Source organism: Pseudomonas sp. S2_B07 (assembly GCF_054668435.1).
The window spans coordinates 4,736,474-4,751,466 of record NZ_CP162769.1 but is presented as its reverse complement, the minus strand read 5'-3'; the positions used below and the strand labels follow the sequence as shown (position 1 = coordinate 4,751,466).

Below are 14,993 nucleotides of genomic sequence, written 5' to 3'. Positions count from 1 at the left end.
CGGTCTCCCAGGTGACTTGTGCGTATAATCGCCGGTCTATTTGCAGGGCTATTTTTGTCTGGCTATTTTTTCAGACCGTGCCCTGCCGGTTTTTGATCAAAACCTTTACTTACCCTAGCCGTTTCTAACAAGAGAGCATGATGGGCGAATTCGATGCCATCCGACCTTACGACGACAGCGAAGTCCCAGCGGTACTGGACAGGTTGCTTGGCGACAAGGCGTTTCTAGATATCCTCACCCACTTCCGCTTCCCGCGTTTTGCCGGTGCTTTCGGCTGGATGCTCAAACCTCTTATAGCTCATCGGCTGCGTCGCGAGTTCGCTGGCGTGCATTCGGTGGCCACATTGCAGGACAAGGTCGAGATGTACGTCGACCACACCATCGAGCGCGCCACAGACGGTGTCACCTACACCGGCGTCGAGCAGTTCAAGTCCGGCAGCGCCTACCTGTTCATCGCCAACCACCGCGACATCGTGATGGACCCGGCCTTCGTCAACTACGCCGTGTACCACGCCGGCCTGCCGACACCGCGCATCGCGATTGGCGACAACTTGCTGCAAAAGCCGTTCGTCAGCGACCTGATGCGCCTGAACAAGAGCTTCATCGTGCACCGCTCGATCACCGGTCGCCGCGAGAAGATGGCGGCCTATCAACTGCTGTCGGCCTACATCAATCACTCGATCCGCAACGATTGCGCCTCGATCTGGATCGCCCAGGCTGAAGGCCGGGCGAAGGACGGCGACGACCGCACCGAATCGGCCATCCTCAAGATGTTCCACATGAGCCGCAAGGACGAGCCATTCGGCGAAGTCATTCAGTCGCTGAACCTCACCCCTGTGTCGATCAGCTATGAATACGACCCGTGCGATCAGGCTAAGGCCCGCGAGTTGTTCATCCGCGCCACCACCGGCAGCTACACCAAAGTGCCGGGCGAGGACGATGTGAGCATTGCCAAGGGCATCACCGGCTACAAGGGCCGGGTCCACGTGAACTTCGCCGCGCCGATCACCGAGCTGTTCGAAGACACCAAGCAATTGGCGATCGAGATGGACAAGCAAATTCTCGGTGGCTATCGCCTGTTCCCGGTGCATTACCTGGCCTACGCCCAATGGAAAGACGCCGACCCACAATTGCAGGTGCCCAAAGCGTCTGAAGTATTTGCGGCCGACGAACTGGCCAAGGCGCAGGAAGAATGGAACAAGCGCCTTGAGGGCTGCCCCGAGGAACATCGTCCGTTCCTGGTGCTGCAATATGCGACGCCGGTGCGCAATCAGTACCGGGTGAAGGCCGGGTTGCCGCTGTAAGGCTTCCGACTGGATACGACAACGGCGCCCTAGGGCGCCGTTTTCATTGCTGCAGTTTTTGCTGTCAGACCCGCGTGCTGATCCACGACACCAGCAACGCCAATCCCAGGCAGGCGAAACCGAAACGATAGAAAAAGCGGTTCATGCGCAAGGTCGCCCAATCCAGGGTCGGCTCGACGTTGGGCTGGCGCTGGCGCTGGGACACGATACTGGCCATGGCGCGCTGTTCGCGGCGACGAGTGGCGTGCAGCAGCCAACTGCCGGGGAAGGCCAGCAGCAAGGCCAGCAGATTGACCAGTTTGGCGGGATGGGCGGTAAACAGCGTCATCAAATGCAGCGACATCACGGACCTCAAACAAAACAGGTGTGGCAGGCGCCGAACCGACGACTGCGGCGCGGATTCTACCGAAAGCCTCCCCTCCTGCACCCGCTTTACGACAAATAACTGACCATTTGGCAGATTCCTGACTTGAGTCACAGCTTCGTCATCTGAATCCGTCAGTCTCCCGCACCTCGAAAACAGACATGGATATCGTCATGCTTCACGCTGAAAACCAGGATCGCCTGTACCTCATCTCCCCGAGCGACGAACAACAAAACCTTGTGGGAAGCCTCGCCTTCAATGTTCAGGACCGCCACTGGCTGGTGTATTGCGCGCTGGGCGGGCATCAACATGCGGATTTGCCGGAAGCGGATTTGTTGACCGGAGTGAGTGTGCTGGACTTCTACTCCGAAGCCGCCTGACACAACACATTCCTTGTAGGAACGAGCCTGCTCGCGAAGGCGTCGCGTCAGTCGACATCGACTTTGACTGACTCTCCGCTTTCGCGAGCAGGCTCCCACCGTTGTTCGGTGACGTAGGCATAAATGAAAAAGCCCGGGGCCATTGCTGGCTCCGGGCTTTTTTGATTCTGGCGAAAAGTTACTCGCCGAGAACCTGACCCACGGTCGGATCCTTGAACAGACGCGTCAACGCATCACTCAACACATCGCTGACCAGCTTGGTGTTGGTTTCCTGGTTCGGTGCCATGCCGAAACGCTGGTCCAGGGATGCGCCGTAACGACCGCTGTAACGACGATTGGCGTTCTGCACATCGGAGCGAAAGGTCGCGCCGATGGTCGCTTCAGTCACGTACATGCCTTCTTTAGGCGACTGATATTTCAGCTCGGCCAGGGTCACGGTGATTTGCGGTGCGTTCGGTGCATTGTTGGTCGGGGTAAAGCCCAGCAACCGCACGGCCGCTTCGGCCTGCGCCTGCAGCTTCGGCAGAATCTGTGCGCCCTGCACGGTGATCGCGCTGGTTTCCGGGTACAGGCCGCCGCGCGTGCCCAGCGTTGGCGACGGACGACCGTCGACCACGCGCACCACCACTGGCTGGCCATGGCCGACCGGCGCCAGCTGAGTGGTCAGCTTGGGCTCAGGGTTCAGTTGTTGCGGGCTGTGGGCGCAGCCGACGAGGGTCAAACTGGTCACAGTGATTAAACCGAACAACAGGCGTTGCAACATGCGCTTCTCTCCAGAATCAGGCACAAACAGGCTTGCAGTATAGCGGTGGGCCACTGCGGCGAACCAGTGGCCTTCAATCAATACTGAAATGTCTGACAAACCCTTGGGAAAGCGGTTCCTGTCACACATCTGTCATCGCTCATACACTGGCACGTAACGGCTAGTGGGCAAACTCCACTGCAGTCCCCCATCAGGTACTTCGCCATGCGCTACCTCATCTCATTGTTCGCGCCACGCCCGTTGCACCGTTGCTTTGCCCTGCTCGACAGCAATGGTCATTGCCAGGCGTTCAAGCAGTGCAGCCTCCAGCCGATGGGCGATAGCTGGGTCGAAATCGAAGAAATCCGCCTCAACTGGCTGCATCAGCCTCTGCCCCCTAGCGCCCGCGTGAGCACCCGCCAGCCACGCGCACGGGTGCAACATCTGTTGACCACCTGACCGAACGCCTAATAAAAGTCATTAAACACGTCCATTTCCCTGCGTTTCTTAGATACAATCTCCCCCCGATTATAAGGACGTCTCCTGATCGGGCCTCGCAGCATCGTCAATGCCTTGGTATTGACACCCCGCACCGCCCACAGAGAGCCGCCCACACAGATCGAGTGAAGCTGGCGCGCTTGCTGTTCCCTGAGCAAAAACCCCGCTTTTCGCGAATCTGCAGAGCTGTCATTACGCTCGGTCACTGAGCTGTTTGCCCGTTTTGCCTGCCATGTACCCCATGACGGCAATCCATCCGGGCACGGTGCCAGGCTGGGACAGCCCTTTTTTGAGGTTCACGTCTTCAAAAGAGCGTGAAAAAAACGGGTTTTCACAACTTCACAAGAGTGTGGCGAGCAAATGAATAGTTTTGCGTCTGAACATGCACCATTAGCGTCTGAAACAGCCCAACGACACAGGACCGAGCGTTCCTCGAATACCGGAGCCTGAAGCCTGTCCGCTACGGATTTGGTTGCACAAACGGATGTATCGACCATAAGTCGAATTGCCAGTCGCGCGTTCAAATGAGTTCATAGACCTCATTGACCCGGCCGGTAGCGTCCGTCGAAGTTGCAAAAAATTGCGAAGATTCGGACATGGCGATACTGACCATGAGTACCAGGGGCCTCACTGACACGCCCCGGAACGCCTGGCAGCCATGCCGACAATTTGGTGCTGCAGATTTTGGAGACGCGTTAAATGGCGCATAACGAAGCAGTCGACGTAGTACTGGTTGGGGCCGGCATCATGAGTGCCACCCTGGCGGTACTGCTCAAAGAGCTCGACCCCGCGATCAAGCTGGAAGTCGTCGAGCTGATGGATTCCGGTGCTGCGGAGAGTTCCAACCCGTGGAACAACGCCGGTACCGGTCACGCCGGGCTGTGTGAGCTCAACTACACGCCACAGGCGGCTGATGGCACCGTCGACATCAAGAAAGCCGTGCACATCAACACTCAGTTCGAGGTGTCGAAGCAGTTCTGGTCCTACCTGACCAAGAAAGGCACGTTCGGCTCCTGCAAGTCGTTCATCAGCCCGGTGCCGCACCTGAGCTTCGTGCAAGGTGACAGCGGCGTTTCCTTCCTCAAGGAACGCTTCAAGGTGCTGAGCAAGCACCACGCCTTCGCGGACATGGAATACACCGAAGACAAAGCCAAGATGGCCGACTGGATGCCGCTGATGATGCCGGGCCGTCCGGCCGACGAAGTCGTCGCTGCAACCCGCGTGATGAATGGCACAGACGTCAACTTCGGCGCCCTGACCAATCAACTGCTCAAGCACCTGACCAGCGCGCCCGACGCACAGGTCAAGTACTGCAAGCGCGTGACCGGCCTGAAGCGCAACAACGGCGGCTGGACTGTCAGCATCAAGGACGTCAACAGCGGCAACACCCGTGACGTCGACGCGAAATTCGTCTTCCTCGGCGCTGGCGGCGCGGCATTGCCGCTGTTGCAGGCTTCGGGTATCGAAGAAAGCAAAGGCTTCGGCGGCTTCCCGATCAGTGGCCAATGGCTGCGTTGCGACAACCCGGAAGTGGTCAAGCACCACCAGGCCAAGGTGTACAGCCAGGCCGCCGTGGGTTCGCCACCGATGTCTGTGCCGCACCTGGACACCCGTGTCGTCGATGGCAGCAAGTCCCTGTTGTTCGGACCTTACGCCGGGTTCACCACCAAGTTCCTCAAGCACGGTTCCTTCATGGACCTGCCGATGTCGGTTCGCGCCGGCAACATCGGTCCGATGCTGGCCGTGGCGAAAAACAACATGGACCTGACCAAGTACCTGGTCAGCGAAGTGATGCAATCGATGGAACAGCGTCTGGAATCCCTGCGTCGCTTCTACCCGGAAGCGAAAGCCGAAGACTGGCGCCTGGAAGTGGCCGGCCAACGGGTTCAGATCATCAAGAAAGACCCGAAAAAGGGCGGCGTCCTGCAGTTCGGTACCGAACTGGTCGCGGCCAAGGACGGTTCCCTTGCAGCACTGCTTGGCGCTTCCCCAGGTGCTTCGGTGACGGTTTCGATCATGCTTGAGCTGATCGAAAAATGCTTCCCGACCAAAGCGTCTGGTGAGTGGGCGGCCAAACTGGCGGAAATCTTCCCGGCTCGGGAAAAGGTTCTGGAGACCGACGCAGCGCTGTATCGCAAGATCAATGCGCACAACAACGTCGCGCTGGAACTGGTTGAAGCCAGTAATGAGACCGAAAGCTACGCTTGATTCGGCCCCATAAAAAACGCCCCGTTCTCAGTGAGAGCGGGGCGTTTTTTTATGGCCGCGGAAACGGATGATCCGGGTTATTCAGGGCAACAGTTTAACCGCGGGCCTTGGCGATCAGCTCGATGTAGTCGGCCGCGTTGCGCTGATCCTTGATCAGGGCGACGAAGTCATTGCCGTGCTCATCCTTACCGTCCAGGTCCAGGCCAGCCTCGACGAAAAACGTCAGAAAACGCTCGAAGTCATCGATGCGCAGGCCGCGGTAAGCCTTGATCAACTTGTGCAGCGACGGCGAAGTGGCGTCGACTGGCTCGAAATCGAGGAACAACTTGATCTGCTCGTCGCCGATCTCGTCACCAATCACTTGTTTCTTATCTTTACGCATTGCCGACTCCAGCTCGCAGACATTACACGGGGCGGGCAGTTTACCCCTGCCCGGGCACAAGGCTCAACGCGGACGAACAGCACCGGTATGCAGATCAGCCCAGACATGGCCGTTGGCATAGCTCAGGAACTGGCAATACACCGTGTCATTGCGCAACAAGTCGATTACCACACGGTACTGCGCCATCGGGTAAAACAGCGTCAGGGTTTTGCTTTTGTCGTCGTAGATCGGCTTTTTCAGGCTTTTGCTTTCGCCATCGAAGTTGACCAGTACCTGGCTGATGCTCGCGCCCTTATTCAAGGATTTGCCCTTGAGGCGGATCATCACCGGTGACGTGACCGGAATCGGCTGTTGATTGGACTGACGCTGACTGCCGATCACCACTGAATACTCGGTGACCTGCAACAGCTGTTGCTGCTCAGGCTCCGCGTCGCGCAGGGTCAGGTCGTCGGGCGGTAAAAACTGCGCATGCATCGGCGCCGGCGCGGCCGCCAGAGGCAGGCTGAGGCTCAACAACAGGGCGGCACAGCTGCGGATCAAAAGGCTCATCACGAGCTCCGAAGGCGAGGCCGGATACTCTAGCATGAGGATCAACCGTGTGATTTGGCGATATAGGTCAATACTTCGCAGTAACAGGCTGGCCATGCTGGACGAGCTTTCAGCCGTCGTTCAACAGTGCATCGCCTTCTAGGAAGTGTTCATGACGTTCTCCGTACTCCCGTTGTTCGCGGCCTGGCGTCAGACCTGGCGCGCCGGCTATACCCTCAGACGCTTACGTGGCGACATCAGTGCCGGGTTAACGGTAGGGATTATCGCCATCCCGCTGGCCATGGCCCTGGCGATTGCCGTCGGTGTCCCGCCCCAGCAAGGGTTGTATACGGTACTGATCGCTGCGCCCCTGATCGCCCTGACAGGCGGTTCGCGTTTCAATGTCAGCGGGCCGACCGCCGCGTTCGTGGTCATTCTGCTGCCCATCACCCAACAATATGGCCTGGGCGGCCTGCTGCTCTGCACCCTGCTCGCCGGCATCATCCTCATTGCCCTGGGGCTGATTCGAGCCGGGCGGTTGATTCAGTACATTCCTTATCCGGTCACCCTGGGCTTTACCGCCGGGATCGGCATTGTCATTGCCACCCTGCAATTGAAGGATTTGCTGGGCCTGAACACCGCCGGCCATGCAGAACACTACGTCGAACAGCTGGGCGTGTTGATTCTGGCGTTGCCCAGCGCCCGGCCAGGGGACGGGATCATCGGCATCACATGCCTGGCAGTTCTTATTGTCTGGCCAAAGTGGGTGCCGAGGATTCCGGGGCATCTGATAGCGCTGACCGTCGGCGCGCTCCTGGGGTTGGCGCTGGAGCACAACGGGATGGCGGTGGCGACATTGGGTGAACGTTTCAGCTACATGGTCGAGGGCGTCAGCCATCCCGGCATTCCGCCGTTCCTGCCACGCTTTGATTGGCCGTGGAATCTGCCCGGTCCCGACGGCCAACCTCTGCACCTTTCTTATGACTTGATCCGCCAATTGATGGCGCCGGCGTTCGCCATTGCCATGCTCGGCGCTATCGAATCCTTATTGTGTGCGGTGGTGACAGATGGCATGACCGGCAGCAAACACGACCCCAACGCAGAACTGCTGGGCCAGGGCCTGGGCAACCTGATCGCACCGCTGTTCGGCGGCATTACTGCCACAGCAGCCATTGCCCGAAGTGCCACCAACGTGCGCAGCGGAGCCTTTTCGCCACTGGCCGCCATTATTCACAGCGCAGTGGTGCTGATGGCAATACTCGTCCTCGCACCGCTTTTCAGCTACCTGCCGATGGCTGCACTGGCCGCGTTGCTGATAATGGTGGCATGGAACATGAGCGAGGCCCGCCACGTGCTGCATACCTTGCGCATCGCGCATCGCGCCTCGCAGCGATGTGCTGGTCTTGCTGACCTGCCTGAGCCTGACGGTGTTGTTCGACATGGTGATGGCCGTCGCCGTCGGCCTGCTGCTGGCCGCCGGGTTATTCATCAAGCGCATGAGCGACCTCACCGACACCGCCGAACTCCCCCCCGCCTACCATCAGGCCCTGCAGGACATGCCGGAGCATGTTCGCTGCTATGCGATACGCGGGCCACTGTTCTTCGGCGCGGCTGAAAAAGCCCTGGGGGTGCTACGCAAATTCAACCCGGAGGTCAAAGTGGTGATCGTCGAGATGAGCGCCGTGCCGATGCTGGACATGACGGCGCTGGCGGCCTTCGACAATATCCTGAGGGATTACCGCACGGACGGCATCGGCCTGATTCTGGTGGCGACCGCTCCACGGGTGCGCCTGAAGCTCAGGCGCGCGGGCATCCATCGGGAACAGCGTAAGCTGGCCTACGTGAACAACCTGGAACAGGCTCGTCGCAAAAGCGAACGCTGGCTGGCCGGGGAAAATTGAGGGTACGGCTCAATCAAACTGCGCGCGCATCCACGCCTGATACTCGGCCACACCCGGCTCGCCTTCACGCGGTGCCCACGGAGCAAGCTCACCTTCACCGACCGGCCGATAAGGGCCGGCTTTGCACTCGAACATCACGCTGTCGGCTTCCAGCACGACCAGACCATGAAACACGCCGTGAGGAAGATCGACGCCCACCGATTCGCCAGCCGCTTGCAGAACGCGCGTGTGGATAACGCCTCCAGACTCATCAAAAATCAACAGACCGAGACGCCCCCGCAGCACCAACAGCGTTTCCGCCTTGTCATCACTCAGATGCCGATGAGGGGGAATATACGTACTTGGCTGCAAACCCACGGCCATGCGATGGCACGGTTCCTCCATCCGATGAAAGTTGTGATGCTGGCGCCCGCGCGGATTGTCCGCAGCTTTCTCGGCCAATTCGGTGAATAACGTTTGATCAAGAAAGCTCGGCGTGGCCAATGATTACATCCCTTTAACAGCAAAAATTCCGTTGGCATTACGCCAGTAACCCTTGTAGTCCATGCCGTAACCGAAAATGTAACGGTCGATGCACGGCAGGCCGACGAAATCGGCTTTCAGGTCCGGACGAGCCTTGCGGTCGTGGTCCTTGTCGATCAGCACGGCGGTGTGCACTTTGCGCGCGCCGGCGTGTTTGCAGAAGTCGATGATCGCGCCCAGGGTGTGACCTTCATCGAGGATGTCGTCGATGATCAGCACGTCACGATCGATGAACGACACTTCCGGCTTGGCTTTCCAGAACAGGTCGCCGCCGCTGGTTTCGTTGCGATAGCGGGTGGCGTGCAGGTAAGAAGCTTCCAGCGGGAAGTGCAGGTGCGTCAGCAGCTTGCCGGAGAAAATCAGGCCGCCGTTCATCACACAGAACACCACCGGGTTGGAATCCGCCAGTTGATCGTTGATTTGTGCACCGACGCGGGCGATGGCCGCCTCGACTTCAGCTTCGGTGTACAGGCAGTCAGCCTCTCGCATGATTTGACGGATATGCTCGAGATCAGCGGACATGGCGCTCTCCAAGGGGGGTGGCGGACAGGAAAAGCGGGCAAAGGTACGCATCCCGCACGGCCAGATCAAGCGTTTGTGGACTAACGTACTGTATGTCTATAGGACAACACCCTCGGATAGATTAATCTAGGCCGGTTTTTTTGCCCGCCGCCGGAGCCTTTCCCATGCCCATCCTCGAGATCCGCCACCCGCTGATCCGTCATAAACTTGGCCTCATGCGCCGTGCAGATATCAGCACCAAGAATTTCCGTGAGCTCGCTCAGGAAGTCGGCGCCCTGCTGACCTATGAAGCCACCAAAGACCTGCCGCTGGAAGCCTACGACATTGAAGGCTGGTGCGGCACCGTGTCGGTCGAGAAAATCGCCGGCAAGAAGATTACTGTAGTCCCGATCCTGCGCGCCGGTATCGGCATGCTCGAAGGCGTGCTGAGCCTGATCCCGGGCGCCAAGGTCAGCGCCGTGGGCGTAGCCCGCAACGAACAGACCCTGCAGGCCCACACCTACCTGGAAAAACTGGTCCCGGAAATCAACGAGCGCCTGGCGATGATCATCGACCCGATGCTCGCTACCGGCAGCTCCATGGTCGCCACCATCGACCTGCTGAAAAAAGCCGGCTGCCGCGACATCCGCGCCATGGTGCTGGTCGCCGCGCCGGAAGGCATCGCCGCCGTGGAGAAGGCTCACCCGGACGTGACCATCTACACCGCCTCCATTGATGAAAAACTGAACGAACACGGTTACATCATTCCGGGCCTGGGCGATGCCGGTGACAAAATCTTCGGCACCAAGCAGAAGGACGCTTGAGCATGCAGCAAGAGTTCAACGATCCGCTCTGGCGCACGGTGCTGTCGGGTGCACAGATGCTGTTCGTGGCCTTCGGCGCCCTGGTGTTGATGCCGCTGATTACCGGCCTCGACCCGAACGTCGCGTTGTTCACTGCGGGCCTGGGGACGATTCTGTTTCAGATCGTCACCGGGCGTCAGGTGCCGGTGTTCCTGGCGTCGAGCTTTGCCTTCATCACCCCGATCATTCTCGCCAAGGGCCAATTCGGCCTCGCCGCGACCATGGGCGGCGTGATGGCGGCCGGTTTCGTCTACACCTTTCTCGGACTGGCCGTGAAGATCAAAGGCACCGGGTTCATCGACCGCTTGCTGCCACCGGTGGTGATTGGTCCGGTGATCATCTCCATCGGCCTGGCCATGGCGCCGATTGCCGCCAACATGGCAATGGGCAAGGCCGGCGACGGCACTGAGCTGATTCATTACCAGACGGCGATGCTGATCTCGATGCCGGCGCTGCTGACCACCCTGATCGTTGCGGTGTTCGGCAAAGGCATTTTCCGCCTGGTGCCGATCATTTCCGGCGTGCTGGTCGGTTTTGCCATGGCCTTCTATTTCGGCGTCGTGGATACCGCGAAGATTGCCGCGGCCCCGTGGTTTGCGATTCCGCACTTCACCGCGCCGGAGTTCAACTGGCAGGCGATTCTGTTCATCGTTCCGGTAGCGTTGGCCCCGGCCATCGAGCACATCGGCGGCGTGATTGCCGTCGGTAGCGTGACCGGCCGCGATTACCTGAAGAAGCCCGGCCTGCACCGCACCCTGCTCGGCGATGGCATTGCCACCACCGCAGCCGGCCTGTTCGGCGGTCCACCCAACACCACGTACGCCGAAGTGACGGGCGCGGTGATGCTGACCAAGAACTACAACCCGAAAATCATGACCTGGGCGGCGATCTTCGCCATCAGCCTGGCGTTCATCGGCAAGTTCGGCGCGCTGTTGCAAAGCATTCCGGTGCCGGTGATGGGCGGGATTCTCTGCCTGTTGTTCGGTTCGATTGCGGCCGTGGGCATGAACACGCTGATTCGCCACAAGATCGATCTGGGCGAAGCGCGCAATCTGGTGATTGTGTCGGTGACCCTGGTGTTCGGGATTGGCGGTGTGCTGGTCGGCACCGGGACTGGCCCGGACGACTTCGGCCTCAAAGGCATCGCGCTGTGCGCGGTGGTGGCGATTGCGCTGAACCTGTTGCTGCCGGGGAATGACAGCTGGAAGCACAAGAAGGCGGATGAGCCGCTTCTGTAACAGCTGATCCTGTGGCGAGGGAGCTTGCTCCCGCTGGGTCGCGAAGCGGCCCCAAAATCTCGCAGTTAATGAAGATTTTGTGAGTGCTGCGCACTCAAACGGGAGCAAGCTCCCTCGCCACAGTTTGTCTTCTTACAACGCCAACGGCGCCCTTTCACACAAGGCACTCAACGCCCGCGCCCACTGCGGATCATCGTTGAGGCAAGGTACCAGCACCAATTCCTCGCCCCCCGCCTCGCGGAACAATTCCTTCCCGCGATCACCGATTTCCTCAAGCGTCTCGATGCAATCGGCAACGAACGCGGGGCACATCACTAGCACCTTCTTCACGCCCATTCCCGCCAGCTCATCGAGGCGCGCTTCGGTGTAGGGTTCGATCCATTTCGCCCGGCCCAAACGCGACTGAAACGACACTGACCATTTACCGTCCGGCAGCCCCAGCCGTTTGGCAAACTCGGAGGCAGTACGCAGGCATTGGGCGCGGTAGCAGGTCGCCAATACTTCTGGCGAAGCGTTCTGGCAGCAATTATCGCTTTTGAAGCAATGATGGCCGGTAGGGTCGATCTTGGTCAGGTGCCGCTCCGGCAAACCGTGGAAGCTCAGCAACAGGTGATCGTAATCCTGCTGCAAATAAGGCTTCGCGCTGGCGACCAACGCGTCGAGGTATTCCGGTTGATCGTAAAAAGGCTGGAGAACCGAAAACTGTACGTCGAGCTGCTTCTCACGCACTACCCGCCTGGCTTCCTCAATCACCGTCGTCACGGTGCTGTCGGCGAACTGAGGATAAAGCGGAGCGAGCGTGATTTTTTTGTGGCCCTGGGCGGCCAGCTGAACCAGTTTCGTCTCAATCGACGGCTCACCGTAGCGCATCGCCAGCTCTACCGGCCCATGGCTCCACTGGGCAGTCATGGCCTGTTGCAGGCGACGGCTGAGTACCACCAGGGGAGAGCCCTCCTCCCACCAGATCGACGCGTAGGCGTGGGCTGACTGCTCCGGGCGTTTGATCAGGATCAGCGACACCAGCAAGCGTCGCACCGGCCATGGCAGGTCGATCACATACGGGTCCATCAAAAATTGATTGAGGTAGCTGCGCACATCCGCCACCGAGGTGGAGGCCGGTGAACCCAGGTTAACCAGAAGCAATGCGTGATCGGTCATGCAACGTCCTATTTCAAAGGCGGCTGGACAGGTCGTCCAGGGCCGCGCGCAAATCGGTGAACTGGAAAGTGAAACCCGCGTCCAGCGCGCGAACCGGCAGGGCCTTCTGCCCACCCAGCAACAACAACGACAACTCGCCAAGCCCCACTTTCAACGCCAGGGCTGGCATGGGCATGAACGCCGGGCGGTGCAGCACGCTGCCCAACGTCTTGGCAAATTCGCGATTGCGCACCGGTTTTGGCGCGCAGGCATTATAAGGACCGCTAGCGTCATTCTGATGCAGAAGAAAATCAATCAGGGCGATTTGATCGTTGATATGAATCCATGGCATCCACTGCCGACCGCTACCGATCGGCCCGCCCAGCCCCAGTTTGAACGGCAGCAACAGCCGCGACAAAAAGCCGCCCTCGGCCGACAACACCAACCCGGTACGAATCAGCACGACACGCAACCCCAAGGCTTCGGCACGCTGGGCGGTTTCTTCCCAGGCGACGCACAACTGGCTGGCGAAATCATCGATGACCGGGGGCGATGCCTCGGTCAGCTCACGCTCCCCTCCATCGCCATACCAGCCCACCGCAGAACCGGACATCAACAGCGAAGGCTTTTGCTCGCGTTTTTCGAGCCACGCCAGCAGCGTTTCCGTCAGGGTGATGCGGCTGCTCCAGAGCAACGCCTTGCGCTTGTGCGTCCAGGGCCGATCGGCAATCGGTGCGCCTGCCAGATTGATAATGGCGTCCAGCGGTGCCTGATCGAGGTCCTCCAGCCGGGCAATACCCTTCACTTGAGAGCCGCAGATTTTCGCGACTTTTTCTGGCTTGCGACTCCAGACCGTCAGGCTGTGCCCCTGACTCAACCAGTGTCTGCAGAGCTGACGTCCTATCAAACCAGTACCGCCGGTCAGCAATATGTGCATGACTTCTTCCTCGCGTGGCGTTTAACCCTGATCACTAGTCTATTTTTATAAGCAGGGATCTTTGGTATCGGGCATGTCCTGTGTTTAACAATAGGCCAAGCTGTCAGATCGAGAACGCTAGAAGTTATACCAAAAAACAATATTGTACAGGTTTGACCCACAGCGTAGTCTGTACAGAAAGGTAAACGAGGCCCCTATGACTGTACCTATCGCAATCATCGGCACCGGCATCGCCGGGCTCTCAGCCGCTCAGGCCCTGACTGACGCAGGGCATGTCGTTCAACTTTTCGATAAAAGCCGCGGCAGTGGCGGACGCATGTCGAGCAAACGCAGCGATGCGGGTGCTCTGGACATGGGCGCGCAATATTTCACTGCCCGCGACCGGCGCTTCGTCACCGAGGTTCAGCGTTGGCAAGCCAACGGCTGGGTCGCTGAATGGACGCCACAGCTCTATACCTACCACGGTGGCCAGCTCAACCTGTCGCCGGACGAACAGACCCGCTGGGTCGGCACGCCGCGCATGAGCGCCATCACGAGAGGCCTGCTCGGCGATCTGCAAGTGCAGTTTGCTTGCCGGATCACCGAGGTCTATCGCGGTGAAGAGCACTGGCACTTGCAGGACGCCGAAGGCTTCACTCACGGTCCGTTCAGTCATGTGGTGATCGCCACGCCAGCGCCTCAAGCCACCGCATTGCTGGCTGCGGCATCGAAGCTGGCCGGGGCTGCCGCCGGGGTAAAGATGGACCCGACCTGGGCCGTCGCCCTGGCATTCGAAACGCCGCTGGAGACCCCCATGGAGGGCTGCTTCGTGCAGGACAGCCCACTCGACTGGCTGGCCCGCAACCGCAGCAAGCCGGGGCGTGACAACACCATGGATACGTGGGTACTGCATGCGACCAGCGCCTGGAGCCGCCAACACATCGACCTGTCCAAGGAAGCGGTGATCGAGCAGCTGCACGGTGCGTTCGCTGAGTTGCTGCACGATTCCATGCCCGCCCCGAGCTTCAGCCTCGCCCACCGCTGGCTCTATGCCCGCCCCGCCAGCAGCCACGAATGGGGCGCGCTCGCCGATGCCGACCTGGGCCTTTACGTATGCGGCGACTGGTGCCTGTCCGGGCGGGTTGAAGGCGCTTGGCTCAGTGGCCAGGAAGCCGCTCGCCGACTGCATGAGCACCTGCAGTGAACGGCATCAATCCCGATAAATTGCTGCTGTCGAAGTGGACAGCAGCCCATCCGCAACACCGCGAAAAACACTTTCTGGTGACCGAGGTATTCCGTGACGAGGAAGGCACGGTGCTGGAAGTCGAGTTGCAGGCGGTGCTGACCAAGCGCAGTGAACGCCTCGATTGGCGAACCCTCAAGAACAGCGACACCTGGCATTTGGGCTGGAAGTAGAACCGATGGAAGTGAGCTCGCTCCCACAGGGGTCGCCTGGGCGACGATAAAACCTATACAAAAAATTTGACTTGTACATCTTTGAATCTATGA

Annotated in this window: 16 protein-coding genes and 1 pseudogene; 9 read left to right on the top strand and 8 right to left on the bottom strand. The window is 59.5% G+C overall.

Annotated elements, in window-relative coordinates; all coding sequences use genetic code 11:
• Nucleotides 1-140: 140 nt before the first annotated feature.
• Nucleotides 141-1,304: a 1-acyl-sn-glycerol-3-phosphate acyltransferase gene (locus tag AB4N43_RS21890; RefSeq protein WP_172825929.1), complete on the top strand. Its 1,164-nt coding sequence runs from the start codon at nt 141-143 to the stop codon at nt 1,302-1,304.
• A 64-nt stretch (nt 1,305-1,368) separates the two neighbouring features.
• On the opposite strand, the gene AB4N43_RS21885 is transcribed toward AB4N43_RS21890, so the two are convergent.
• Nucleotides 1,369-1,647 (bottom strand): hypothetical protein, encoded by a 279-nt coding sequence (locus AB4N43_RS21885; protein WP_027925982.1) that lies wholly within the window; start codon nt 1,645-1,647, stop codon nt 1,369-1,371.
• Nucleotides 1,648-1,841: 194 nt separating this feature from the next.
• On the opposite strand from AB4N43_RS21885, the gene AB4N43_RS21880 reads away from it, so the two are divergent.
• The gene (locus tag AB4N43_RS21880) at nt 1,842-2,048 is read left to right on the top strand and encodes a hypothetical protein (RefSeq protein WP_027925981.1); all 207 of its coding nucleotides are present in this window, start codon (nt 1,842-1,844) and stop codon (nt 2,046-2,048) included.
• 178 nt (nt 2,049-2,226) lie between these two features.
• Here the strand turns inward: AB4N43_RS21880 and AB4N43_RS21875 are convergent, their stop codons facing one another.
• Complete coding sequence (locus AB4N43_RS21875; protein ID WP_027925980.1) at nt 2,227-2,811, bottom strand: YajG family lipoprotein; 585 nt, start codon at nt 2,809-2,811, stop codon at nt 2,227-2,229.
• A gap of 204 nt (nt 2,812-3,015) precedes the next feature.
• On the opposite strand from AB4N43_RS21875, the gene AB4N43_RS21870 reads away from it, so the two are divergent.
• Both AB4N43_RS21870 and mqo read left to right on the top strand, forming a co-directional pair.
• Nucleotides 3,016-3,249, top strand: a complete 234-nt coding sequence (locus tag AB4N43_RS21870) for a hypothetical protein (protein ID WP_027925979.1) — start codon at nt 3,016-3,018, stop codon at nt 3,247-3,249.
• A gap of 738 nt (nt 3,250-3,987) precedes the next feature.
• The gene (gene mqo / locus AB4N43_RS21865; protein ID WP_027925978.1) at nt 3,988-5,496 is read left to right on the top strand and encodes a malate dehydrogenase (quinone); all 1,509 of its coding nucleotides are present in this window, start codon (nt 3,988-3,990) and stop codon (nt 5,494-5,496) included.
• Nucleotides 5,497-5,590: 94 nt separating this feature from the next.
• Here the strand turns inward: mqo and AB4N43_RS21860 are convergent, their stop codons facing one another.
• Nucleotides 5,591-5,878 carry a PA4642 family protein gene (locus AB4N43_RS21860; protein ID WP_027925977.1) on the bottom strand — a complete coding sequence of 96 codons (288 nt, stop codon included), beginning with the start codon at nt 5,876-5,878 and terminating at the stop codon, nt 5,591-5,593.
• A 63-nt stretch (nt 5,879-5,941) separates the two neighbouring features.
• On the bottom strand, nt 5,942-6,427 hold the full coding sequence (locus AB4N43_RS21855; RefSeq protein ID WP_027925976.1) for a hypothetical protein: 486 nt from the start codon (nt 6,425-6,427) through the stop codon (nt 5,942-5,944).
• A 151-nt stretch (nt 6,428-6,578) separates the two neighbouring features.
• On the opposite strand from AB4N43_RS21855, the pseudogene dauA reads away from it, so the two are divergent.
• Nucleotides 6,579-8,307, top strand: a pseudogene (dauA, locus tag AB4N43_RS21850) (C4-dicarboxylic acid transporter DauA).
• A gap of 9 nt (nt 8,308-8,316) precedes the next feature.
• Here dauA and AB4N43_RS21845 read toward each other — a convergent pair.
• Both AB4N43_RS21845 and AB4N43_RS21840 read right to left on the bottom strand, forming a co-directional pair.
• Nucleotides 8,317-8,790, bottom strand: a complete 474-nt coding sequence (locus AB4N43_RS21845) for a WbuC family cupin fold metalloprotein (RefSeq protein ID WP_027925974.1) — start codon at nt 8,788-8,790, stop codon at nt 8,317-8,319.
• 3 nt (nt 8,791-8,793) lie between these two features.
• Nucleotides 8,794-9,351, bottom strand: coding sequence for a hypoxanthine-guanine phosphoribosyltransferase (locus tag AB4N43_RS21840; protein WP_027925973.1), 558 nt, complete (start codon nt 9,349-9,351; stop codon nt 8,794-8,796).
• Between the two features lie 164 nt (nt 9,352-9,515).
• Between AB4N43_RS21840 and upp the strand changes: the two genes are divergently transcribed.
• Together upp and AB4N43_RS21830 are read left to right on the top strand one after the other, a co-directional pair.
• Nucleotides 9,516-10,154 (top strand): uracil phosphoribosyltransferase, encoded by a 639-nt coding sequence (upp, locus tag AB4N43_RS21835; RefSeq protein WP_027925972.1) that lies wholly within the window; start codon nt 9,516-9,518, stop codon nt 10,152-10,154.
• Between the two features lie 2 nt (nt 10,155-10,156).
• Nucleotides 10,157-11,431, top strand: a complete 1,275-nt coding sequence (locus tag AB4N43_RS21830; protein ID WP_027925971.1) for a uracil-xanthine permease family protein — start codon at nt 10,157-10,159, stop codon at nt 11,429-11,431.
• A gap of 132 nt (nt 11,432-11,563) precedes the next feature.
• Here AB4N43_RS21830 and hemH read toward each other — a convergent pair whose 3' ends face one another.
• Nucleotides 11,564-12,589, bottom strand: coding sequence for a ferrochelatase (gene hemH, locus AB4N43_RS21825; protein ID WP_027925970.1), 1,026 nt, complete (start codon nt 12,587-12,589; stop codon nt 11,564-11,566).
• Nucleotides 12,590-12,602: 13 nt separating this feature from the next.
• Nucleotides 12,603-13,505, bottom strand: coding sequence for a TIGR01777 family oxidoreductase (locus tag AB4N43_RS21820; protein WP_194940621.1), 903 nt, complete (start codon nt 13,503-13,505; stop codon nt 12,603-12,605).
• Between the two features lie 196 nt (nt 13,506-13,701).
• On the opposite strand from AB4N43_RS21820, the gene AB4N43_RS21815 reads away from it, so the two are divergent.
• Together AB4N43_RS21815 and AB4N43_RS21810 are read left to right on the top strand one after the other, a co-directional pair.
• Nucleotides 13,702-14,688, top strand: coding sequence for an NAD(P)/FAD-dependent oxidoreductase (locus AB4N43_RS21815; protein ID WP_027925968.1), 987 nt, complete (start codon nt 13,702-13,704; stop codon nt 14,686-14,688).
• Nucleotides 14,685-14,900: a TIGR02450 family Trp-rich protein gene (locus AB4N43_RS21810; RefSeq protein WP_059182167.1), complete on the top strand. Its 216-nt coding sequence runs from the start codon at nt 14,685-14,687 to the stop codon at nt 14,898-14,900. The genes AB4N43_RS21815 and AB4N43_RS21810 overlap by 4 nt, the downstream gene beginning before the upstream one ends.
• Nucleotides 14,901-14,993: the final 93 nt, after the last annotated feature.